Raw genomic sequence first — 22,413 nt, forward strand, 5'->3', positions numbered from 1 at the left:
CGGGTCGTGGTCGTACTTACCGGCACCGCGGCACGGGGAAACGGCGGCGCCCGATCCGTCCGAGTGCCCGAGCACCCGGCGGCGTTGAAGGCGCATCGACCGAACCGTCCGGCACAGGTACGTGTGAGGAGTTGATATGGCGTACCGGCACTGGTGCGGAGAATGCGGTTACAGGACCGGCTGGCTCAGTGAGTCGCAGGGCGAGTTCCAGCAGATCCAGCACTACGCCAGGCAGCACCCCGGAATTCCCCCGGGCGGCAGCGTGGAGATCAACCGGAAGAATCCGAACAGTCTCGGCTGCCTTCCGGTCCTGGGAATTCTCTTCCTGCTGCTGATCCTCGCGGCGTCATGCCGGCGATAGCGCGCGCCGGGACGCGCCGAGGGCACTCGTCCACTCGGACACGCGGCCGGAAGGAACAGCCGTCCTGACGGGCGTGGCCCCGCGGGGGACGACGGCGAGCGGTGGTCACGGCTGCGCAACTCAGGCCCTCGCGTACCGCGTTCCGCGCTCGGAGGCGGCGTTCGCTCGCGACTGATCCCCGTCCGGACGCGTGCTCCTGGTACTACCCACCCATATGAACCGAACAAGACCGACACACAGATGAAAGAGGAAGTGACCCATCATGTCGCTACTTTTCGTCCCGAGGCGCTCGTCTCCCGGCCGGCGTGTGCTCGCCGCCGCGCTGGTGACCTGTTTGATGGTCCTGGGCATCGTGGCATCCCCGTTCCGGACGGCCGAGGCCCACGCGGAAACGGCCGGGGACCGCACCACGGAGAACTGCGGACCCCCGCTCCAGTGCCTGGACTTCACCTCGCTCAGCAATGGCCGCCTGCTCGACGTGCAGAACGGCTCACTCGGTGACGGGGCTTTCCTCGTCACCAACACGGCACCCGGCCACCACCAGTCCTGGCGTCTGAACGTCGATCCGTCCGACTCGTCCTTCGCCATCGTGAACAACACGACAGGCAAGTGCGTCGACATCGCGTGGCCCGCCCTGCGCCAGCAGACCTGCCGGGGCCAGAAGACCCAGCAGTGGTACTTCCAGCCGGTACGGGGGACCGCCAACGCGTTCATGATCCGCAACGAGGACAACAACGCGTGTCTCGACCTCACCGCCGACGCCCAGTACGACGACGCGTGGACGGGACAGTCAAGCTGCCACGGCCGGGCCAACCAGCGGTGGTCCACCGTCCCCGAAGCACGGAAACTGGCGGTGGAGTACGCCGCCAAGCAGTGCCAGAAGGACACCTCCACCTGCTCCTGGGCAGCGCGGAGTGAAACCGCCGCGGCTCCGCTGCCGACCGTCTGCGCGTCGTCGGTGTGGCTCAACAACACCAGCGGACCCATCACGCAGACCTTCGCGGTGAACAAGACCACCGGCTGGCAGAACACCGTCTCGACCAAGATGTCGACCGGCTTCACCACCGGCGACCTCCCGAACCTGGCGGTGAAGGTCACCACGACCCTCGAAAACCAGTTCTCCCATGTCTGGAGCGGCTCGGAGACCGTCGGCAACCAGGTCGCGGTGCCCGTCCCCGCCGGACAGTACGGCTGGGTGACCCTGTCCGTGCTGGCCACGAAGGTGACCGGGACCTGGACCTTCGACGCGCGCGGACTGCCCTGGACCGCTGAGGACACCGTCACCGTCCCCCTCAAGGACGACCCGGCCGGCGGCGCGACCCACTACATCGCGAACACCAACCCGGTCTTCACCTCCTGCGCCTGAGCCCGGTCCTGTGCCGCCCTCGCGCATGCCAGGGCGGCACAGGAGCGCACGAGCCCGGCCCCGCACCCACCGCGGCCACGCGCTCCGGCGAAGGCCGGCAGCCGGACAGAGCCGTCACATCCCCTGCCCCCCACGTCCCCAGAGATCGGCGTGTTCGTACTGGCGTTCCGGCGGAGGGCCGGGCCGCCGAGGTGTGGAACACCGGTCAGCCCAGGTCCGCAGGCCGGAGCTCAGGGCCGGCTCCGGGTCCGTCGTCGGAGCAGGTCAGCTCGTACGCCTGCCCCGGAGCCCCGGGTGCACCGCCGTTGTCCACGATCGGACGGACGATGAGCCGCTCCCCCGGAAGGAGGGCGAACAGGGCGACTCCGCAGGTGGGCGTCTTGCGGAACCGGGACGGCTCGGCGTCGGGTCCCGAGGACGCGCGTTCCACGTCCAGAAGCCCGACCTCCTGGCCCACGAGTACCTCGTGGAAGCACAGTCGCTCGCACCCTTCGTCGGCCTGGGGCCGTCCGGTGAACAGCTCGGTCTCCGACTCCCCGAACGGCGCCAGCGGTCTGCCGCGCAGTACGCCCGCGACATCCCGGCCGTCGGTCGGGTCGATCCCGAGGACACCTCCGGACAGGTGGTCGGCCGCCGTCCAGGACCCGTCGTCCCGCCGTGTCGAGAAATAGAGCTCCTCGGCGGCCTGGCCGTCACGGCGCCGGTGCAGGAGCAGCACGAAACCGAGGCCGCCGCGTACACAGATGTCGGCGACGACGGGTCCGGCCCCGATGCCGGGCCGGACCGCGGCGGCCTGGGTCACGGCGGTGTCCCGCTCGGCTTCGGCCGTCAGGGCGGCGTGGGCGAGCTCTGCCAGGTTCTTGGGCATGTGTGGGTCCTTCGGGCACGGAGGCGGTGTCCTCGCGGGATTCCTGACGAGCCGGGGTGGCCCACCGAGGCTTCGGTGGGCCACCCCGGGAGTGCGCCGCGTACGCACCGATGTGATCACCGTACGGGCATCACCGTACGCGGCTGTGGACCGGCTAGGAGCTGGCGTTGCAGATGGACGAGACCGCGGTCACGAAGCCGTTCCAACCGATCACCACGCCGTTGCCGTGGGTCACGATCCTCGTACCGGGCTTGACCTGGATGTTGTAGTGGACCTCCCACTGCTTCTTCCAGGGCGTGTACCAACTGGCCTTGCCCTGGAGCTTGGTCATCCTCCTCTTGCCGGGCCGGGTGCCCCAGGTCTCCGCGTAGACGGCGTTCCTGGACAGGTAGCGGTTCGCGAAGCCCTTGATCTGGGTCTCCACGTAGTACCCGATGTAGCGGTGGCCGTCCCGGGTCACACCGCCGCCGCGGCGCCTGGTGATGATCTGGAGGCTGTAGCCGTTGGTCTTGTGGACCTTCCCGCACTTGGGTGCGAGCCCTGTGGTGTCGGAGCTGTTGCACGGGTCGGCGTTGGCGTAGTCGTAGGCGTTCGCCGACCCGCCGGGAACGGGGTCGGCCTGGAGGAACCGGCCGAGCTTCGGGTCGTAGAGACGGACGCCCATGAGGACGAGTCCGGACAGGGTGTCCGCGGAACGCTGTCTGCCGCCGAGCCAGGCGTAGCGGGCGGCCGGGCGGCTGTCGCGCGGACCGCCGTACTCGTCGTGGTCGAACGCCGTCGGCGCCTCGGCGCTGTTCAGCGGGAGTCGCAGGGCGACGTCCCCGTGCAGGTTGGTGAGTTGGAGCACCACGTCACCGGTCCTGGTGCTGGTCGCGGTGAGGGCTCCGGCGGCGGAGACGATGTTGCGGGTGATCGCGCCGGTCGCGGTGTCCTCCACGACCCATCGGGGGCTGTCGGAGTCGCTGTCGTAGTGGTTGCGCTTGGACGCGGTCTGCGTCCAGGTGCTGCCGGAGCCGGTCTCCGTGGTCCAGGACCGTACGCGCAGCTCCGGGTCGCGCTGCCAGGTCTGGCGGCTGGAGCCCACCGTCTGGCGGTGGACGAGATCGCCCGCGTAGTAGGAGAGCGTGCCGTGGCCCGGGGCGGTCGTCGTCCGGCCGAAGGCGTCGTGGACGTAGCCGGTGCCGGTGAGGCGGTCACCGCTGTCGTAGGTGTGGGTGGTGGTGGTGCCCGCGGAGGTCGGGCAGTCCAGGCCCGGGGCGGCGGTGGCCGTGGTCAGGGCGGTGCGGGTGCTGCGTTCCCCGAAGGTGTAGGAGCGACGGGTGCAGACGGTGGCCGCGGTGTCGTCGACCCCGGCCAGCCGTCCGACGGCGTCGTACCGGTACTGCTGGTTCGACCAGCCCGAGTGGGCCGTCCGCTGGCTGTGGACGGATGTCTCGATCGAGTCGCTGAGGACGACCGCGCTGTCGGAGTTCCTGGTGTAGGTCCGGGACCGGGCCGAGCCGGTCGGGTCGATCTCCTGGGACAGGGTGTGGCCGCCGGGGAGCGTCTCCTTGGTCACGGCGCCGTCGGCGTTGTACACGGTGCCGATCTCACCGGCGACGGAGTCGGTGGTGCTGGTGGCCAGGCCGCGGGGTTCGGCCTGGTGGTCGTAGGTGTAGGTGACGGTCGAGGGGACGGAGTCGGAGGTCTGGGTGATCCGGTCGAGCAGGTCGTAGCGGATCTGGGTGACTCCACCGTCCGCGTCGGTGTAGGAGATCTGACGTCCCAGCTTGTCGAACACCTTGGTGATGGCGGCACCGCCGTCCGCGGTGTTCCGGACGGCTTCGCCGGTGGTGTCGTCGTACGTGGTGGTCGTCGTGGGCTGGGCCTGACCGATGCCTCCGGTCATGGCCACGGACACCGGGCGGCCCGCGTCGTCGTACGTCGTCACGGTGTCGCGGGTGATGCCCCCGGCGGTCTCGGAGACCTTGGCGGGGCTGCCCCACCGGTCGTACTCGGTGACGGTGACCGGCAGCTCGGCGGGGTTGGTGCCCCCGCCGACGACGGCTCCGCCGGGTGAGGTCCGGCACGGCAGGTCGGCCCATTCGGGGCGTCCGGAGCAGGTGCCTGTGCCGGTGGCCGACCAGTAGTCGGTCACCCGGGTGGTGGCCGATGTCGCGGCACCGCCGGGGCGGATCTCCTTGACCACCCGGCCCTGCGCGTCATGTTCGGTGACCGTGGTGACGGAGAGGCCGCCGGGGTCCTGGACGGTCCGGGTCGCCAGGCCGCGCTGCCAGTCGTAGACGGTCCGTGTCTCACGGGTGTCGGCGTGCAGGGTGGGCTGGTCGCGGAGCTGCGCCCCGGTGACGGTGCCGGTGATCTGGTCCTTGACGGTGGCGGTGCCGTCCGTCGGCCGCCCGGTGTCGTAGGTGTTGACGGTCCAGGCCCGCGCCACCACGGAGGAGCCCGCGGAGTTGAGGGTGGTGGTGCCGGACGTGAGGTCCCGTGTCAGGTCGATCCGGGACAGCGGTCCCAGTTCCTGGAGTTCGCGGGTCCCGGTGGCGTCGTGGACGGAGCGGGTCGAGAGCAGCTCGGCCCGTTCGGCGCTGGGCAGGTCCCCGATGCCCAGGTCCGCGAGCGCGGCGCGGTCGGCGGCGGTGGTGCCGAGTGCGAGGGCACGGTTGGCGGGAGTGAGCTCGCGGACGGTGTTGCCGAACCGGTCGGTCTCGGAGGCGGAGATGCGGCCGCCGGGCGCGGCGACGTTGACCTGGTGGCCCGAGGCGCCCAGGTACTGGACGGTGGCCCGTGCGTAGTCCCCGGCTCCGAGGGCGCCGCCCGTGTGGGAGGCGGGTGCGGAGTCGGCCGGGAAGACCGCTGTCGCGTCGGTGGGCGCGTCCGACTGTCCCCATGCCTTCACGTCGGCGGAGCCCATGCCGTAGGGGGCGGACGGGCCGGTGAGCGGTACGTCGTAGACGACGCTGGTGACGGCTTCGCCCTGCACGGTCCCGGCGCTGCCCGGCTGGAGGCCCGGACGCGTCACGCGCAGCAGCATGCCCGGTCCGGCGGCGGCGGAGTTCCCCGCCTGACCGTAGGCGAAGGTCCAGGGCAGTTGGCCCGGCCTTGTCTGCTGGGTGACCCGGCCCGCGCTGTCGTACGTGTACTCGGTGAGCAACCGCGGGATGATCTGCGGGTTCCAGGTGTGGCGCAGGCGCCCGGAGGTGTCGTACGCGTAGCTCTGGACGGACTTCGCGGTGGCCGCCGTCGCTCCGGGCGCGGTGGCCCAGACCTGGATCTCCTTGACCTGGCCGGTGAAGTCCCCGGGGGTGGTCGCGGTGGCCGTGGTGGCGGTGGCGTAGACGAACTCCAGCACCCGGCAACCGCGGGTGGCGGGGGTCTGTGCGCAGGTGCCGGCGGCGACGGCGGAGGTCGCGGCCACCATGCGCTTGGGCCGTGCCTTGATCCCGCCCGCCGTCGACACGTTCTCGGAGACGACCGTGGTGGTGGAGTTGCCGCGCCCGTCCAGCCGCACCGAGGAGACCTGCCAGGTGGTCGCGGCGGCGTCGAGCTTCTCGAAGTCGGTGACCGTGCCCTCGGCGTCGGTCAGGGTGAACGAGCCGGTCGTGCTGCCGCGCAGGGTCAGCTTCTCCGCGCCCGGTTCCGCGATCCACGCGGTCCTGGCGGCGTTGGCGGTGAAGTGGACGGCGTCGCCCTGGCTGCCGACCACGTTCACGGCGGTGTCGGAGATCCTGGTGATGTGGGAGTAGTCCGCACCCGCGGACTCCGCGACCACACCGGAGGCCCATTCGTCCCCGAAGATGGCTACCTGGCCTTCCTGGTCACCGGCGGACGGGGTCCGTGAGGAAGCGGTACGGGTCACGGACAGCCCGAAGTGCGGGGCCTCGACCTCGGAGAGGGTGAAGTCCCCGGTGAGCAGGTTCAGCGCCCCCGGTCCGACGAGTCGGGGTGCGGCGCCGGGTGCGTGCCGGTCGACGACCACCGTGTGCGGTTCGGTGCTGCCCGGGGCGCTGCCCGGTCCGGTGAAGTCGGCCTTGATCTGCACGGAGCCGTCGACGGCGACGGTATTGACGGCGTTCCACGCCAGCGGCGCGTTCTTGCCGTTCGTCAGCGGGACGGGCCACGCGGCGACCGGGCTGCTCCCCGAGGTGACGTCACCGGCCGGGATCTGCTGCCAGTTGTCCGCCGCGGAGCGGCGCCAGGAGAAGGAGACCTTGTCGTACTTGCTCGCGTCACCCTCGGCGACCAGCGGCAGACGTCGTGCGGTGCGTTCACCGTCGGACGGCTGGAGGAAGCCACCGGGGCCGGCGTGGAACCGGTACTCGGCCGCCTCGGACTTGTTGTCCGCGTTGTCCACGGCGCGCACCTGGAGGACATGGGTGCCGTCCAGCGGCGGGGTGACGGAGAGGGCCTTGGCGGCGTTGGAGCCGCCGGTGACGACCTTTGTCCAGGTCACACCGTCCAGGGACCATTCGAGCCAGTGGTGGTCGGCGGCGGGCGGGGTGACGGTGAAGGTACCGGCCTGGCCCGCGCCCTTGACCCATGCGGTGGACGGGTAGTCCGTCGAGGTGACGGAGGTGGGGGCGGAGGGAGCGGCGGTGTCCACGGTGAACGTCTTCCACGCCGACCAGCCGTTGTTGTAGTGGCTGCCGTCGTAGGGGGAGGTGCGGAACTTGTACGTCCTGCCGTTGGTCAGCACACCCGTGGGCACGGTGACGGAGGCGACCTGTCCTGACGGTACGTACTTGGAGACGAGGACATCGCCGGCCTGGGTGTTGGTGGCGTTGTCGAAGATCTGGAAGGTGCCGGTGACCTTGTCACCGTCGGCGTCCACGAAGGTATCGCGCAGGGTCGGCGTCACCGTGTTGACGGCGTAGGTACCGCCGTTGGAGAAGTACGGCGGTCCGGCCTCCTGCTTGGTGCCGGTACGGGGCCGGTAGTTGTAGGTGACCACGAGCTTGGGCGGATTGGACGCGGCGTTGGCCGAGTTGAGCCGCTTCCACTGCGCGGTGACCGACTCGCTGGAGGCGCGCAGACCCATATGGCCACGGGTGGCCTTGGCCGACGCCCACTCCTGGACCAGGGTGGACACATCGGCGTCGACCCAGCCGTCGGGCTGGGCGGCGCAGCCCGGGTTTCCCCTGGTCTCGGTGGAGGTGGCCCGCTTCGCCGTCCAGGCCGGCTGGGCGGACCAACGCGAGGAGGTCGTGGCAGCGCCGGTCGCCCACACCTCCCATGGGTATGCCTTGCAGTCGGTGTTGCCGGAGTGGAAGTTCCACAGCGACAGCTTGGCGTTCACGACCAGCGCGTCCTGGATCGGCGTGGTGTTCCAGGAGATGAACGAGCGGGCGGTCCGCGGCGTGCCGTCGGGGTTCGTGGTACCGGGGTTGCCCAGGTCCAGCTCGGTGTCGGCGGACCAGTCGACGGTCTCGCCCTGCTGCACATAGGTGTCGAACACGTTCGAGAGGGCGGACGTCGACGGATCGACCGTCACCGGGTACTTCGTGGCCGGGTCGGCCAGGAACTCGGCGTCCGGGGTCACCACCAGTTCGAAGGACGAGCCCTTGGCGGCGACCTTCATCCCCACCGGCACGCGCCGGGTGTGCTCGCCGGAGACGGGGTCGACGGTGGCGTCCCACATCACCGGCGCGGGCATCAGGGCCGTCTTCTTGTTCTTCCTGTCGGTGAAGAGCACGCTGCCGTCGGCCTGTTGCCGGACCTTGAGGCCCTGTGCCTTCAGGGGCAGGGTGTAGCTGTAGCCGTCGGAGGCCGGTCTCCGCTTGATCTCGACGAACTGCTCGAAGCCGGTCCGGGTCGCTTCGACCACGACGTCGGCACCGGGGACGGCGTTGACGTACTCGGCGCGCGTACCCTCCAGCTTCGGAGCGGGCAGGCCGCCCTTCCACTGGAGCGTGATCCGCTGATCGCCCTCGCCGAGCGTCACCAGATCGGTGGCCTTCGCCGTTCGCGCCGCCTTGAGCGACGTGGCCGGGCTGCCGGTCCGGCCGGCCAGCGTCAGCCCCTCGGGGTGGGCCACCGGCGCCACCGAGCCGTCGGCGCGCGCGGTGAGTTCGAGGTCGACGTTGCGCCAGTCGTCGGTGGCCCCGTCCCGGAAGCGCACCGGACCGGCGGTCAGTTCCGAGGTGAGTGAACCGTCCTTGTTCACCCAGGTCGTGGAGGTCTCCGTGCGCTCCGACAGCGCCTCGACCCGCTTGCCGGACAGCCGGGCCGCCACCCGCGCGGAGGTGATGTCCGCCGCCTGGGTCGCCGACGTCTTCCGGGGTTCCGCGTCCGGTTCGGCCGGGAGCGCCCTCGCGGGTGATCCGTCGAGCAGGGTGATGGACAGCGTCAGGACGAGACTGCCTGCTATGAAGCCCGAAATCCCTCCGGACCAAACCCGTCCGCGCTCTTCCGGCGCGGGCAGATGAACCGTCATATTCCCTCGTTTTCCGAATACTTGACCTTCACATCTATGAGTCGCCTGTGAACGTAGCAAGGAGGAAATGCGCTTGAAAGCGTGCCTAAACCGGCGAAAGAAGTTGCATCCGCTCATGGCGGGCGCGTGATCATGATCACCGAGAATTCGGGATTACGGCGCCCGAGGGAACAACTGCTCCGCTTCGACACGGACATCTTCGAGGAGAACCTGCGCACCATCGTGTTGGGCCTCGCCCAGGAGGCACTCTCCGAGCAGCAAGCCGCCCGTATCGCGCTCGCGCTCATGATCGCCGCGCCCGGAAGCCTGCAACAGGGGCGGGAGATCCTGCGCAACCTCGCGGACCAGCGCACCCCGCCGACCACGGCGAACGGAGCCGCGTCGGACCGCAGTCGGAACCCGGCCCACACGCACCACACCGCGCGGCACTCGTTCTGGCCGCCGCCGTCGTCTGGAGCAGACGGGGAACACAGCCGAGACCGGCCGCACCGGACACCCCGGGACAGCCCGTGTCCTGTCCTGCATCCCGCCGGGTACGGGACGACCGCTGATACCGAACGCCCGCTGATACCCCAGGAGGCGTGAACCAGGGCGGGCCGTCGGGGCACCTGCCCGAATCCAGGCAGCCACGACGCGGCCGTGGGGGCACCGCCCCGGATTCCGGTCCTGCCCAGCCGGGGTGCGGGCCGGACTGCTGCGGTTTCTGGCTGGCCTTACCGGGCTTGTGGTGGCCCGCGGCAGCGGAGCGGGGTGGTTATCCGTAGGCGCGGATGATCCGGCCGGTGTCGGTGCCTTCGACGCAGTCCAGGTAGTGGGTGACGAGTTCGTCCATGGGTACGGGTCGCATGCCCGGGAAGCGTGGGGAGAAGGCTTCTGTGGAGTCGCCGACCATCGTGGGGCTGACCACGTTGATCCGCATGCCCCTTGGTAGTTCGATCGCTGCTGAGAGCGTGAAGCTGTGGAGGGCGCCGCTGATGACGCCGCCGCCGGTGGCGTGGGGCCATGCCTGGTCCGCGAAGATGCCGGAGGTGAGGGTGAAGGAGGCGCCATCGGCGCAGTGGTGCTGGCCGGTGAGGACCAGGTCCGCCTGTCCGAAGAACTTCGCCCGCGTGTTCTCGTGCAGCGCGTCCGCGGTGAGTGCGGCGAATTCGTCGAGGAGTCCGTGCGCGGCGACGCTCACGACGCTGTCGACGGCGCCGGCCTCGCGGTACATGGCTTCGATGGAGGTGTGCGAGAGGAGGTCGACGTGGAGGTCGCCGGAGGTGCGTCCGGCGACGACGACGTCGTGGCCGTGGGACCGGAGTGCGGGTACCAGGCGTTGGCCGATGGTGCCGCCACCGCCGACCACGATGATCTTCATCGGGTGTTCTCCTTCTGGGGCGTGGATTCGGGTGCGGGCCGCCGGTCGAGGCTCTGTGCGAGCAGGGTGAGGGCGTCGGCGTCCGGGGTACCGGGGCGGGCGTGGAAGAGGCCGATCTGCTGGTCGTCGTCCGGCAGGGTGAGCGTCTCGTTCGCCAGGGTCACGCGGCCGATGAGGGGATGCCGCAGTTCGCGTACGTGGTAGGAGCAGATCCGCACGGGGCGCCTCGCCCACATCCGGGCGAACTCGGGGCTTCTGGAAGCGAGTTCGCCGATGCGTCGTTCGAGTGCGGTGTCGGCGGGGTGCCGTGCGGACGCGTGGTGCAGGGCCGCGACCGTGACCTGTGCCTTGGCGGACCAGTCGTGGTGGAGGGCGCGGTGGTGCGGATCGAGGAAGAGCATGCGGGCGATGTTCGGCCGGATCTGTGCGTCCGGGGCGTCGGCGTCGAGATGGCCGGCCAGCAGGGCGTGGCCGAGGCGGTTCCAGCCCAGGACGTCGGCGCGGTGGTCGATCACGATCGCCGGTGTTCCCGGGATCGCGGCGAGCAGGTCACGCACCGAGGGCCGCAGCCTGCTCCTGCGGGAACGGGAGGGGCTCGGGCGTCCGGGGGCCGCGAGGATCCGCAGGTGTTCGTGTTCGGCCCTGTCCAGTCGCAGCGCGGCGGCCAGCGCGTCGATGACCGCGGGCGAGGCACTGCTGCTCGCGCCCTGTTCGAGGCGGGTGTAGTAGCCGACGCTGACCCCGGCGAGTTCGGCGAGTTCCTCCCTGCGCAGGCCCGGGACCCGACGGTGGGAGAGGCCGGGCGCGATCCCTGCCGCATCCGGCGTCAGGCGTTCACGCCGGGTACGCAGGAATCCGCCGAGGTCGTTCGTTCCTGTGGTGGTCACCGGCCCATCGTCGCGTGATCCGTCCGCGTCTACCTGCCCCGGACAGGGATACCCTCACGCCCCGCCGACCACCCGGAGGAACCGGTCCCAGCGCCTCGTACCGCTGGAGCGGTGTTCCGCGGCCAGTCGGATCGCCCGTCCGGTCACGACGCCACGGCGGGTCAACCCGGCCCGGAGGGTCCCGCCACTGCCGTCGGCTGCATCGCATCGCGGACCTCACGCTGCCGCCGCAGGGCCGGAGAGCCGCACCACCCACCCCTCAGTAGTCAAGCTTGACTAATAGGGGTCGGCGGGCATACCTTGACCAGGTAATCGCTTGTGATCAGCTCGTTGGAGGAATACGCGTGACCCAGCTTCCGGACGCCGGATACACCCCGACCCCCGCCGACCACGCCGGTGTCCAGGCATGGTTCGCGGAGTACGACGCAGCCGCCGCGCGACGGGACATCGAAGGGATGGCGGACCTCGCCGTCTTCCCCCTGAACCTCGTCAGCGACGACCCCGCGGGCGAGGGCGCCTCGGCCCAGTGGGACCGCAAGCAGTTCATCGACACCATGACGCACGTGATGGGTGAGGGTTCCGAAGACATCACCTTCGAATCCGTTCGCACCCCGGTCTTCCTGAGCCCCGCGATGGCCGTGGTCTTCACCGACTCGACGATGACGGCGGGCGGCACCACCCAGCAGTTGCGGTACGCCGACATCCTGATCAAACGGGACGGGCGGTGGGCCTTCCAGACCATGGTCCAGGGAGGGTGGGGCGACAACCTCCGCTGACGGGGCGGCACGTGCCTCGTACATCGCCAGACGCGAACGGCTGTCTCGTGAATGACCCTCGGACGTATCCCCGCCGCCCTGCGCGAGACATACGAAGCATCACACTGAGCCCGGGACCGGCCTCCCGACCGATGTCCCTGAGCCCATGCTGCCGACTGGTCAAGGAAATTCGCTGACTGCGACAACGAGGACGGCCGCCTCGAAGCCGACGCAGCCGCTCCCCGGGGCCGCGGGTCACGGTGACGGGAGTTCCCGCCACGGCCCCGGGGGTGCGGCGAAGCGGGGCGGTCCGGGTCATCCGGCCAGGTGGGGCAGGTATGGGCGAGGGTCCGCCCGGTCAGCCGGCCGGTGAGGTGCGTGCCGGTCACGGCTGCGTCCGTGACCCTCTCGGCAGTAAGCGCAGGGCCTGGGAACTCGCCGGACACCCGCCCGTCGCCGGGACGGATCTCGCGCGGGAGCGTGTACCGGCCGCCTCTCACAGCCTCTACGGCACCGAGGTGGCGCCCGCCGAACTCCGCACCCGGATGCTCGCCCGCCACCGGATCATCGCCGTTGGCTCCCCGCCCGGCGACGCGGTGGAGAACGACCCGATGGCCCGGGTGAAGCGGGACACGCTCGCCAACCACTTCCAGGCATGCGGCGAGCGCCGGGCCGGCGGGGCGATGATCACGGTGTACGCACGCCCCGACCAGTGCTGAGTCGAACGGGACGGAGTCAACAGGGGGGACGATCCGCCCGTGGGCGAGGCGGATCGCACCGGGACGGTGGTTCAGGACTGTCCCCCGCGTGGGCGGGACGAATACTGCGTGACCTGCGGCGTTGTTACGTGATCATGCTGTTCGTCGTCACATCCTGCCTGTCGTCCTCTCCACTGAGGACTTCGTCCTGCTCGGCCAGGAGGGCGCGGCCGGACTGGGATTCGACCGGTTGTCCGGCCACCGTCGCCCCACCTGGCCCGGAATAGAGGCGTCCGGTACGGGCTCCGCAGCCACCCCGGGTGGGCGGCATCCCGTGACGGTCCGTCGGGCCGAGGCCGTCGCCTCGGCCGGTGGGAACGGCGCGGGCGGGTCCGTCCTCGTCCAGCACCTCACCTGCCCGGTCCTGCCCGACGCGGGCGCCGTCGGGTGGGGACGGCCTCGACCGACCGGGCGGGTTCCGTCGCCCCGGCCCGCGGTGCGGCGAGGATCTCCCGCCCGCGCTCCGGGGTGATCAGCGGGCCCAGGACCGGATCGGCGAGCAGGCCGATCGGAGCGATCAGCGAGGGCCCGGGAGCCTCCCACAGCGGAAGCGCGTCCCGCAGGGTCCGCCACGCGGCGTCACTCGCCCCCGCGCGGGCCGATTCCCGGGCCTGGGCGACGGCCCGGCCCCAGGGGCCGGGAGGCGTGTAGCGGTGGGTGCCGTCCTTCACCGCGTCCAGTACGGACCCGGCGGCCTCCCGGACGGCCCCGCAGGCGGTCATCGCCTCCAGCCAGCGGCCGTCACCGTCCAACCGCCGGTCGTCGTGTGCCCGCGTCATGGCCTCCACGGGCAGGATCTCCGGCAGGTAGCGCGGGTCGGCGACCAGGGCGCCATAGCTCCGCCGGAAGCCGTGCGGCTCCAGCAGATGCCGTATCTGGGTCAGCAGAACGGCGCTGTGCGGCCGTCCGAAGGACAGTGCCTCCTCAAGCAGGGGCACGGCCTCCTCGTACCGTCCCCGCAGCGACAGCAGGCGGGACTCCTCCACCCGGGCGTCATGGAATCGCGTGGTCGCGTTCACGAAGTCGGTTCTCTCCGCGCGGTCGGAGTGGAAGCCGCGGTACATGGCTTCCATGTACGCGCGGAACGACGGGTACCGGTCCGGCAGTTCACCGCTCCAGCCCCTGAAGACGTAGAGGGCCCACTCGCCGTCCTGGTCCTGGTCGCCCGGGTCGAGCAGGGCGTGCGAGATGTCGGAGTCCGTCTCCAGCCGTAGCGCCCGTCGCCACATCCCGGCGAGCAGGACGTCCTCCCTGCGCGGGTCGTCGCCCAGATTCTGCTCGAACACCGGGGTCACGTCGTACGGGTCCTGGAACCAGTCGATATCCGTGGCGCCGCCGAGCTGGTAGACCCCGGCCGTCTCGTCCACATGCCAACCGTCGCTCACGGCGAGGAACTGCCGGTACGAAGGCGGCAGCCTCCGGCCCAGCCGCTCTTCGGCCGCGACGATCACCGCCTCGTCCGCCCCGGGCCTGCCCAGGCGCACAGCCGTCCGCTCTCCGTCATCCTCCTCGCGCGGAACCCACTCGTCTTGCCAACGTCCTAGGAACTCACGCAAGTTGCGGGACTCGTGACTCATGGCCGAATGCTGTCATGCGGCACCGACAACGGCCCGCGACGACGGGCCGGACTCAGGTCAGGGTTCCGGGCGCCGGATCTCTGCGGACAGGATGGTGTCGGCGGTGGCCAGTTGGGAGTGCAGATGGTCCATGGCCCTGGGGCCGATCAGGACGTCACCGCGTACTCGCTTCTGCGCGGCATCGGCAATCGGTGCGTCGGCGCCGATCCCCGCTACGACGCGCGCCGCCTCGTCGATCTGGCGGTCATGGGACTGAGGCAGCAAGGCGCCGACTGAAGTGACCGAGGGCCGCGATCGGCCATACCACCTCGCCCCGAAGTCCCAACTCGACTCCCCCGCCGTTGAACGAGGCCACTCTCCACCGGGGTCCACGGGACTGACACAGCCCCACGCACTCACAGGTCCACAGCGACGGTGATCTTGCCGCGCGGACGTCCGCGGCCCTCGCCGGGAGAGCCGCCTTCCAGCAGGGTGTGCGCCTGCGCTATGTCGGCCAGCGGTAGCACGGCGCCGATCACCGGCCGGAGTTCGCCCTGGTCGACCAGTCGGCCGAGGGCCGCGAGCTTGGCCCGGCCGGGGCTGACGAAGAGGAAGTGGTAGGTCGCGTTCACGCCCCACGCGGCGAGCAGGTTCTGAGGTTCGGGGATGTCCACGATGGACACCACGCGGCCCCGGTCGGCGAGGACCTCCGGGCTGCGGGCGAGGGTGTCCCCACCGACCGTGTCCAGTACGACGTCCACCCCGCCCAGCGCGCGGACCCGCGGCACGTAGTCACCGGCCGAGAAGTCGATCGCGGTGTCGGCTCCCAGTCCGGTGACGAACTCATGATCCCGGGCCCGCGCGGTGGTCACCACCTCGGCTCCCAGCGCACTGGCGACCTGGACCGCGACCGAGCCGACCCCGCCCGCTCCGCCGTGCACCAGGACCCGTTCCCCGACCCGCACCCCGGCGCGTTCGACCAGCGCCTCCCACGCCGTCACACCCACGAGCGCGAGACCGGCGGCCTCGACGTGCGACAACCGTGCGGGCTTAGGGGCGACCAGTGCCTGGTCGACCACGTGGAACTCGGCGTAGCTTCCCTGCCCGGCGAACACCGGCGCCAGGTACCAGACCTCGTCGCCAAGCTGGAAGTCGTCTGCCTCAGGGCCTGTCTCGACCACCACGCCGGACACGTCGTTGCCGATCACCGCGGGCAGCGCCACCTGATCGCGGTAGTCGCCGCGCCGGGTCTGCAGGTCGAGGGGGTTCACGGACGTGGCCATCACGCGGACCAGCACCTGACCGGGTCCGGGAGCGGGTATCGGCAGCTCCCGGATGGCGAACGCGGTGTCCGCGTCACCGAAGCGGACGAGTTCCATCACACGCATCGACGTAGACATGCGATTACCTTAGATCGACATATCGCAAATCGTCAATATGTAGGTGCGTTAGGATCGCCGCATGTTCTCGGAGGCGGAGTTGCTGGCTGTGTTCCGGGCCCTGTCCAACCCGGCCCGCCGCCAGATGCTGGTGTGGCTCAAGGAGCCGATGAGCTTCCCCGGCCAGGAGCCCGAGGACGTCGAGATCGGTGTCTGCGTGACCGACATCCAGCAGCGCGCAGGCCTGGGGCAGTCGACCACCTCGCAGTATCTCGCGATGCTGCGGCAAGCAGGACTGGTGGTCGCCACCCGGCGGGGCAAGTGGACCTACTACCGCCGCGACGAGGCGAACATCGCCCGCCTCCTGGACACCCTGCGCGACGTGTTCTAGATCAGATTCCGTTCGGTCCGGTCCCGCTGCGGGCGAAGGCTCCGGCCATCCCCTGACCCCGGCCAACCGAAGAGCGGGTCCAGCCATGTCACGACGGCGTGAAGCGGCCGGCCACCCCGTCCAGACCCGGATCCCGCCCCATCGCCCGACCCCTTGCCCGCCCCATCGCCCGACCCCTTGCCCGCGACGCGCAGCTAGCCTCTTGCCATGAGCTGGGACGAAGAACGCCTGCTGACCCTGGAGATCGACGCGAACTACGGCCTCGCACCGGACGCGGACACCCCCTGTCGGACAGCCCTGAGAGATCCGTCCCTGCTCGCGGTGTGGGCATGGTCCCCCCGCGCACGTCTCCTGGCACTCGCGCCCGGACTCACGCTCCCCAGCTCCATCGACGGCATGGAGGAGAAGTACAGCCCCGGCCGACTGCCCGAGGCGCTTCGCTGTCTGGTCGCGTCCCTCGACGACCGGACGGTGGACGTCGAGGGTGGCCCGTGTTTCGTCTTCCCGGACCGCCTCGCCGTCCCGGACCCGACCCCGCTGCCCCTCATCGCCTCCACCACCGACGGCCGCCGCACCGCCGGACACCTCATCAGGCCTGACAACTGGCAGCCCGACGAGTGGAACGAACTGGTCGACGGACGCATGGGCGAGTGGGCCATGGCCGTCCACGACCGGGAGCCGGTGTCGATCTGCTTCACCCCCGCGTCGAACGCCACCGCAGCGGAGGCAGGCGTCTGGACCCGCCCCGACTTCCGCGGCAAGCGCCTCGCACCGGCTGTCGTGGCCGCCTGGTCCCAGCGTGAGCATCGCACCAGGACCGTGCTCTTCTACAGCACCACCGCGGACAATCACGCCTCCCGATCCGTCGCCCGCACCCTCGGCCTCACCCCACTGGGCTGGATCTGGACCGCACGCTGAGGGAGGAGCTCGTCGAGGTCAGCACGTACTTCACCGGCGACGGGCCCATGATCGGCGGCCTCATCACCGTCGGCCCCGGCACCTACCGGCTGCGCGTCCACGCCCGCGGACGGGACACCGCCTTCGAACTCACCCCCGACGGCTCGGCCAGTACTCGGTCCGGGCGTTGATCGGTTGCCCGGCCGTCCCCGCCCGCGAGGGAGTGCGTGAAACTGGACGACATATCGCCACCGACCGGGCGATATCAGGTTCGACGGCAGTAGCGTGCGGAGCGTGAAGAGGATCAGTGTGCTCAGCCTTGTCGTCCTCTCGGTCGCGGCCCTCGGACCGGCCGCAGGCGCCCCCGTTCCCGCGTCACGGTCCGGTGGTGACGGCCTGGACCGGTTCCGGAACCAGTCCGTCGACTGGGGAGTGTGCGCTGACGCCTCGCTCGCCGCGAGCGGTACCGAATGCGCGCACCTCACCGTCCCGCTCGACCACGGCCGCCCGCAGGGGCGCACCATCAGGATCGCCGTCTCGCGGGTCGCGTCGGCGGACCCGGCTCGGCGGCGCGGCATCCTCCAGACGAATCCGGGCGGTCCAGGTGCCCGGGGGCTCGGTATGCCCGCGGATCTGCGGAGGGTGATGAGCCCTGGGGTCGCTGCGGCGTACGACATCATCGGCATGGACACCCGCGGGCTCGGCGGGAGCACCCCGGTCGGCTGCGGACTCGGCCGCAGCAGCTGGCTGCTGTACGCGCCCGGGGCCGACCGGGCGGGGTTCGGGGCGGCTGTGCGGCTGTCCCGCGAGGACGCCCGCAGGTGCTGGAGGAACGCGCCGGGGCTCGTGCCCCATCTGTCGACGCGCAACATCGCCCGGGACATGGACCTCGTCCGTGCCGTACTGGGTGAGCGGCGCACATCATGGTTCGGGCAGTCCTACGGAACGGTCCTGGGCGCGACCTACGCCCAGATGTTCCCCCACCGGGTGGACCGGCTGGTCCTGGACAGCGCGCCAGACCCCGCCGAGTACCCGCTCCGGATGGTGCGCCGTCAGGGCCCCGCCAACGAGAAGGCGCTCGACGACCTCGCGCGCTGGGCCGCGTCCCGGGACGGTGTGTACGGTCTGGGCACCACACCCGCGGCGGTGCGTGCCGGGATCGAGAGGGTGATCGCGCGGGCGGCTCAGGAGCCGATCCGGATCGGCGGGCACCGGATCAGCGACCATGAACTGCCGCTGCTGCTCTATCTCTCCCTCGTGGACGACCAGGCGAACCCGGAGGTCGCGGGCATGCTGCGGGTCCTGCGGGACGCGGCCGACGGGCAGGCGGTCATCGTGCCGCCGGTGCTGCGGGCGACCCTCGACCTGATGTTCGCGGGCGCGGGTAGCCGTCAGGCGGCGGACTACGCGGCCCAGCTCGCGATGATCTGCGCCGACGCGGCCGTGCCCCGCGACCTGGGGCACTACCGTCGGGCCGTGGAACGCAGCCGCCGTTCACAGCCCGTCTTCGGACCCCTGACCCACACGCCGTTCCCCTGCGCGTTCTGGGAACAGGAGCCGCTCCAGCCCCTGATCCCCATCGGCAACAGGGTCCCGGCACTCCAGATCCAGGCCATCAGGGACCCGCGCACCACCTACGCGTCAGGGCTGAGGATGCACCGCGCGATGCGCGCCTCCCGACTCGTGACCCTGCCCGCCAGAGCACACACCGTCTACCTCAACCACCCCGACGACTGCGTCAGGCACACCGTCGACACCTACCTGCTGCACGGCACCCTCCCCGCCGACGACACCCGCTGCCCCGGATGACACGACGGCCGGAGTGCAGATCCGACGGATTCAAGGACGGGTTCCAAGGCACAGGGCAGGGGCAGATGCCCCGGCACAGCAGCGCGAGCCGGGCCGGACCGCCCTCGCGGGCTCGGACGGACGCGCTGCGCGAGATCCTCGGCTCCTCCCCTCCCAAACGCCCGACCGAAGGGCATCTTGTACGATCAGCGGACCAAGTGCCGCTACCTGCCCTACCCCGACACTTCACCCCGGTTCGGGTCATATGGGAGCAGCGGAACGCATCACGTGACGCGGTCCGGATGCGTATTCGCCCACATCTCCCGGAGAACCCATGCACCGCCCTCTGTCCCTGGTCGCTGCCGCGCTGCTGTGCGCGGGCTGTTCCGCGGTCGACACCCCGACCGCCAAGAACGCTGACGAGCCTGGCGTGACGGCGGTTTCTCCTGCTCCTCACTCCGCCGTGCGGGCGGCTGTCACCACCACCGGCAGGAGCTCCGCCCGGATCGACCAGAAGGTCGTGATGGCGAACGGTGAGAAGGAGTACACGCTGACCGTGACCGGCGGCTTCGACTTCGCGGCGGACCAAGGCCGCATCGCGGCCGCGATGCCGGGGGGCCCTTTCGGTCGCAGTGAGGTGACCTTCGCGGGCGGCAACGCCTACATCTCCGGTGCCAAGGGTCTCGACGACGGTGTCTGGGGGGTCATGCCCCGGGCGAAGGCAGAGGCCCATTATCTGCTGCGGGCCCCGCTGAACGACCCCGAACACATCCTCAAGCAGGTGTCCGCACTGCGGAACGTCTCCCATGAGGGCGAGGCCACCGTCCACGGGGTGCGAGCCGCGCACTACCGGGGCACGCTCGACCATGAGGCCTTCACCCTGCGGATGGCGCGGGACGTGCGGAAGGCGGCCGACCAGATCCGCGAGAAGTTGGGCGACGACCTGCCGGTATTCGCGGACGTCTGGGTCGATGACCGTGGGCGACTCGTCCGGACCCGCATGGCCGTGGGCACGGGCCCGGTCGACATGACGGTGACCATGACCCTCACCGACTTCGGAAAGCCGGTCCGCGTGACAGTCCCGAAGGCCGGGAACACCCTCCCGGTCGCCGCCGGCACCGGCATACTCCTCGGCTGATGTCGAGCGTGGACCGGGACGAGCGCCTTCGACCGGTACGGGAATGACGCGTGCTCGACGATCGGGCAGCGCGAGATCACCGCAGGGCCCGGTACGCCGTCACGGCGTACCGGGCCCCGGCTTTGACGGACGGACTCGCGATCAGTAGTGCGCCTGGTCCGTACGCTGCTCCATCTGGTGGATGGCACTGCGGCAGGCATTGACGAAGTGGCCGAACTTGGCGGTGGTGCTGCCGGGGCGGCCCGGGCGGGTGAAGGTGCCGAACATGCTCTTCCGCAGTCCGAGGGTGAGTTCGAGCTGGGCGCCCTGGCGCAACAGGCCGCGGTTGCAGGGGTTGTCGGGATCAGTTCCCGCCAGGGCGGGGACGAGGTCGCCGTCGTACGCGGTGATGTTGGCGAGCCCCAACTCCTGGATGAGGAGTGCCTTGAAGGTCGCGTTGAGGCCGCCGACCAGGACCGAGTCCACCGCAGGGTTCGGAATCCCCGGGCCCTGCGGGACGGTCTGCTTCAACTGGTCCACGTTGCAGCCGTGCACGCTGATCACGTTGGCGCTGCCGCCCGCCATGGAGAGGGCCACCAGGTCGTCGCAGCGGGTGGAGGTGATGTGCAGGTCGCTGTTGCTGGGGTCGCCGGGGCCGGTGGGTGTGCCGAGCAGTCCCTCGAACATCCAGTAGTCGTGCACGGCCCGGCCGTCGGGGGGTACGGGGACGACAGGGGCGAGCGTCGCCGGATCGTACCCGGCGATCCCGAGGGCGATCTCGGAGGTCCCCGGCTCGATGCCACCCCCGTGCAGCGCCAGCACGGTGGTGCGGGTGAAGGGGTGGGACGCGGCGAGATCGGCGTCGGTCCGCGCCTGACGCTTGTAGCGGCGCGCGTAGTGGGTGCCCTCGGTGAACTGCGGATCCCGGTAGAGGTCCGTGTTCGTGACGAACGGGGTCCGGCGGGTGGCCGGGATGACGGGCACCGTCGGACACGCGGCCGTCGTGGCGGCCGTGGTGCGGGGCGCGGCCACGGCCTGCCCTCCCACCAGCCCGGTCCCGAGAGCGGCTCCGGTGAACGCGGTCAGTATGGATCTACGCCTGGTTTCACTCATGATGACATGATCATGTGAAGAGCGTGTGGTGATCAACCCCCGGATGACGGGCGCCTCCGCAAGTGCCGACCCCGCTACATGGGGATGCTTCACGCGCCCCCGGCCCCGTTTGTCCGGGTCCCCTCGGCTTCCCAGCGCGCCTGGTCGGGGACGCTGTCGGCCACGTCGTGGACGAGTGTGGCATCGGTCGTGACGGGGGCGGCACAGCCGATCGAGGACTGCCTGCGGGCGGGGTTCCCCTGCCGACTGCCGAGCGGGATTCTGGCTCCATGAAGACTACGGGGCGGGTCGCCAGGAAATGGGCGTGCGCGGCCATCGGCGTGTGGGTGGCCTCCGAGGTTGTCGGCCCCTTGCAGCTCGGCGGCACCGGGACCGAGCGGGCGGCGGCCGTGGTGGTCGTCGCCGTCGTGTTCACCGCCGTCGTCCTGCTCGTGCCCATGCCACTGGGGCGGATGCTCCGACGGGCCGCGGTGCTGAATCAGCGGCGTATGACGGAGGAGCCCGACCGGGACACCTCCGACTCGAAGCTCTTCGAGCTGATGCGCCGTCATTTCATCTACGTCGGACTGGGCATGGCGCTGTCGACCGTCGTGCTGACCGTCGCGGGGCCCGCCGCCCTAGGGGCCGGCGTGGAGCTGGGCGCCGAGCTCGGCCTGGACGCCGAGCTCGGCGGCGGGCTCAAGGACCTTGTCACCGTCGGACTCGTCGTCGCCGCCGTGGAGACAGTGCTGCTGCTCGTGCTCGCCCTGCCGGTGAAGCGCCGCCGTCCCGAGGCCATGCGTTCGCTGGCCGGCTACCTCTTGTGTCTGGCGGGTCTGGCGCTCGCGGCGCTGTGGTTGGACGGGGTGGAGGCGGCGGGTACCTCGTGGCTGACGCTCGCCGTTGTCGCCGCCCTGTTCCATCTGCGGTTCGCGCTGAACCTGACAGTGCCCGTGCCCGGGATGGCCTCGCTGGTCCTCGTGTCGGCCAACGCTCTGGTGCTCTGGCTCATCGTGTGGCTCACAGGTCTGCTGCACATCGACGGTTTCTGGCCCCTCGTCGGGACGGTCGCCCTGATGTGGGTGGCGGAATGGCCGAGCCGCCTCGCCGACGCCGCCGCGGAGAACCGGACCAGCCCACCCCCGCCCCCCGACCCCCTCTGGCCCGACCACCATATGCCGCAGTCGCCGCTGTACTGACCGGGTCGCCGCGGTCCCTCGCCCCAGGAGCGAGCCGGACGCCCCGGAAGCTTGCGGACGGCCAGCTCCTCCGGCGTGACGGCTCGGACGGCTCGGACGGCGTCCATCGTGCCCGAACTCCGGGCGACCTCCGCGACAGCCTCCGACCCGGTCCGCACCACGCCCAGCGCCGAGAACACCGGCTCAGCAGCTGCCCGGTGGCAGCGACG

Annotated in this window: 18 protein-coding genes and 1 pseudogene; 11 read left to right on the plus strand and 8 right to left on the minus strand. The window is 70.6% G+C overall.

Features of this window, described 5'->3' with window-relative positions:
* Positions 1-136 precede the first annotated feature (136 nt).
* Entirely contained in the window at positions 137-361 is a 225-nt protein-coding gene (locus AB852_RS09605; protein ID WP_073786061.1) for a hypothetical protein, read from the plus strand.
* Positions 362-623: 262 nt separating this feature from the next.
* Positions 624-1,727 (plus strand): RICIN domain-containing protein, encoded by a 1,104-nt coding sequence (locus tag AB852_RS09610; RefSeq protein WP_079184463.1) that lies wholly within the window; start codon positions 624-626, stop codon positions 1,725-1,727.
* A 205-nt stretch (positions 1,728-1,932) separates the two neighbouring features.
* On the opposite strand, the gene AB852_RS09615 is transcribed toward AB852_RS09610, so the two are convergent.
* Positions 1,933-2,595, minus strand: coding sequence for a hypothetical protein (locus AB852_RS09615; RefSeq protein ID WP_073786065.1), 663 nt, complete (start codon positions 2,593-2,595; stop codon positions 1,933-1,935).
* A 154-nt stretch (positions 2,596-2,749) separates the two neighbouring features.
* Entirely contained in the window at positions 2,750-8,935 is a 6,186-nt protein-coding gene (locus AB852_RS09620) for an RHS repeat-associated core domain-containing protein (RefSeq protein ID WP_425444165.1), read from the minus strand.
* Between the two features lie 222 nt (positions 8,936-9,157).
* On the opposite strand from AB852_RS09620, the gene AB852_RS09625 reads away from it, so the two are divergent.
* Positions 9,158-9,610 (plus strand): hypothetical protein, encoded by a 453-nt coding sequence (locus AB852_RS09625; RefSeq protein WP_143201204.1) that lies wholly within the window; start codon positions 9,158-9,160, stop codon positions 9,608-9,610.
* Positions 9,611-9,779: 169 nt separating this feature from the next.
* On the opposite strand, the gene AB852_RS09630 is transcribed toward AB852_RS09625, so the two are convergent.
* Both AB852_RS09630 and AB852_RS09635 read right to left on the minus strand, forming a co-directional pair.
* Positions 9,780-10,385, minus strand: a complete 606-nt coding sequence (locus AB852_RS09630; protein WP_073786069.1) for a short chain dehydrogenase — start codon at positions 10,383-10,385, stop codon at positions 9,780-9,782.
* Positions 10,382-11,272, minus strand: coding sequence for a helix-turn-helix transcriptional regulator (locus AB852_RS09635; protein WP_073786071.1), 891 nt, complete (start codon positions 11,270-11,272; stop codon positions 10,382-10,384). The genes AB852_RS09630 and AB852_RS09635 overlap by 4 nt, the downstream gene beginning before the upstream one ends.
* A 344-nt stretch (positions 11,273-11,616) precedes the next feature.
* On the opposite strand from AB852_RS09635, the gene AB852_RS09640 reads away from it, so the two are divergent.
* A complete protein-coding gene (locus tag AB852_RS09640; protein WP_073786073.1) occupies positions 11,617-12,048 on the plus strand; it encodes a DUF4440 domain-containing protein in 432 nt (143 codons plus the stop codon).
* A gap of 317 nt (positions 12,049-12,365) precedes the next feature.
* The gene (locus AB852_RS09645; RefSeq protein ID WP_073786075.1) at positions 12,366-12,746 is read left to right on the plus strand and encodes a hypothetical protein; all 381 of its coding nucleotides are present in this window, start codon (positions 12,366-12,368) and stop codon (positions 12,744-12,746) included.
* A 449-nt stretch (positions 12,747-13,195) separates the two neighbouring features.
* Here AB852_RS09645 and AB852_RS09655 read toward each other — a convergent pair.
* The 3 genes and pseudogenes from AB852_RS09655 to AB852_RS09660 form a co-directional block, all read right to left on the minus strand.
* Positions 13,196-14,362 (minus strand): annotated as a pseudogene (locus AB852_RS09655) (SMI1/KNR4 family protein); the annotation flags it as partial.
* Between the two features lie 57 nt (positions 14,363-14,419).
* On the minus strand, positions 14,420-14,626 hold the full coding sequence (locus AB852_RS41625; RefSeq protein WP_178390976.1) for a hypothetical protein: 207 nt from the start codon (positions 14,624-14,626) through the stop codon (positions 14,420-14,422).
* 131 nt (positions 14,627-14,757) lie between these two features.
* Positions 14,758-15,741 carry a zinc-binding dehydrogenase gene (locus AB852_RS09660; RefSeq protein WP_073786079.1) on the minus strand — a complete coding sequence of 328 codons (984 nt, stop codon included), beginning with the start codon at positions 15,739-15,741 and terminating at the stop codon, positions 14,758-14,760.
* Positions 15,742-15,802: 61 nt separating this feature from the next.
* On the opposite strand from AB852_RS09660, the gene AB852_RS09665 reads away from it, so the two are divergent.
* The 5 genes from AB852_RS09665 to AB852_RS09680 all read left to right on the plus strand — a co-directional run bounded on the left by AB852_RS09665 (position 15,803) and on the right by AB852_RS09680 (position 19,934).
* Positions 15,803-16,111: an ArsR/SmtB family transcription factor gene (locus AB852_RS09665; protein ID WP_073786081.1), complete on the plus strand. Its 309-nt coding sequence runs from the start codon at positions 15,803-15,805 to the stop codon at positions 16,109-16,111.
* A 207-nt stretch (positions 16,112-16,318) separates the two neighbouring features.
* On the plus strand, positions 16,319-17,029 hold the full coding sequence (locus AB852_RS09670; RefSeq protein ID WP_073786083.1) for a GNAT family N-acetyltransferase: 711 nt from the start codon (positions 16,319-16,321) through the stop codon (positions 17,027-17,029).
* Between the two features lie 47 nt (positions 17,030-17,076).
* On the plus strand, positions 17,077-17,199 hold the full coding sequence (locus AB852_RS41315) for a hypothetical protein (protein WP_281257724.1): 123 nt from the start codon (positions 17,077-17,079) through the stop codon (positions 17,197-17,199).
* A gap of 103 nt (positions 17,200-17,302) precedes the next feature.
* Positions 17,303-18,817 (plus strand): alpha/beta hydrolase, encoded by a 1,515-nt coding sequence (locus tag AB852_RS09675; protein ID WP_073786085.1) that lies wholly within the window; start codon positions 17,303-17,305, stop codon positions 18,815-18,817.
* 313 nt (positions 18,818-19,130) lie between these two features.
* Positions 19,131-19,934 carry an SCO4651 family lipoprotein gene (locus tag AB852_RS09680; protein WP_079184466.1) on the plus strand — a complete coding sequence of 268 codons (804 nt, stop codon included), beginning with the start codon at positions 19,131-19,133 and terminating at the stop codon, positions 19,932-19,934.
* Between the two features lie 141 nt (positions 19,935-20,075).
* On the opposite strand, the gene AB852_RS09685 is transcribed toward AB852_RS09680, so the two are convergent.
* Positions 20,076-21,026: a poly-gamma-glutamate hydrolase family protein gene (locus AB852_RS09685; protein WP_073786089.1), complete on the minus strand. Its 951-nt coding sequence runs from the start codon at positions 21,024-21,026 to the stop codon at positions 20,076-20,078.
* Between the two features lie 269 nt (positions 21,027-21,295).
* On the opposite strand from AB852_RS09685, the gene AB852_RS09690 reads away from it, so the two are divergent.
* Positions 21,296-22,204 carry a phage holin family protein gene (locus tag AB852_RS09690; RefSeq protein WP_143201205.1) on the plus strand — a complete coding sequence of 303 codons (909 nt, stop codon included), beginning with the start codon at positions 21,296-21,298 and terminating at the stop codon, positions 22,202-22,204.
* Positions 22,205-22,413 lie beyond the last annotated feature (209 nt).

This window comes from Streptomyces uncialis (assembly GCF_001905345.1).
GTDB classification, from domain to species: Bacteria; Actinomycetota; Actinomycetes; order Streptomycetales; family Streptomycetaceae; genus Streptomyces; species Streptomyces uncialis.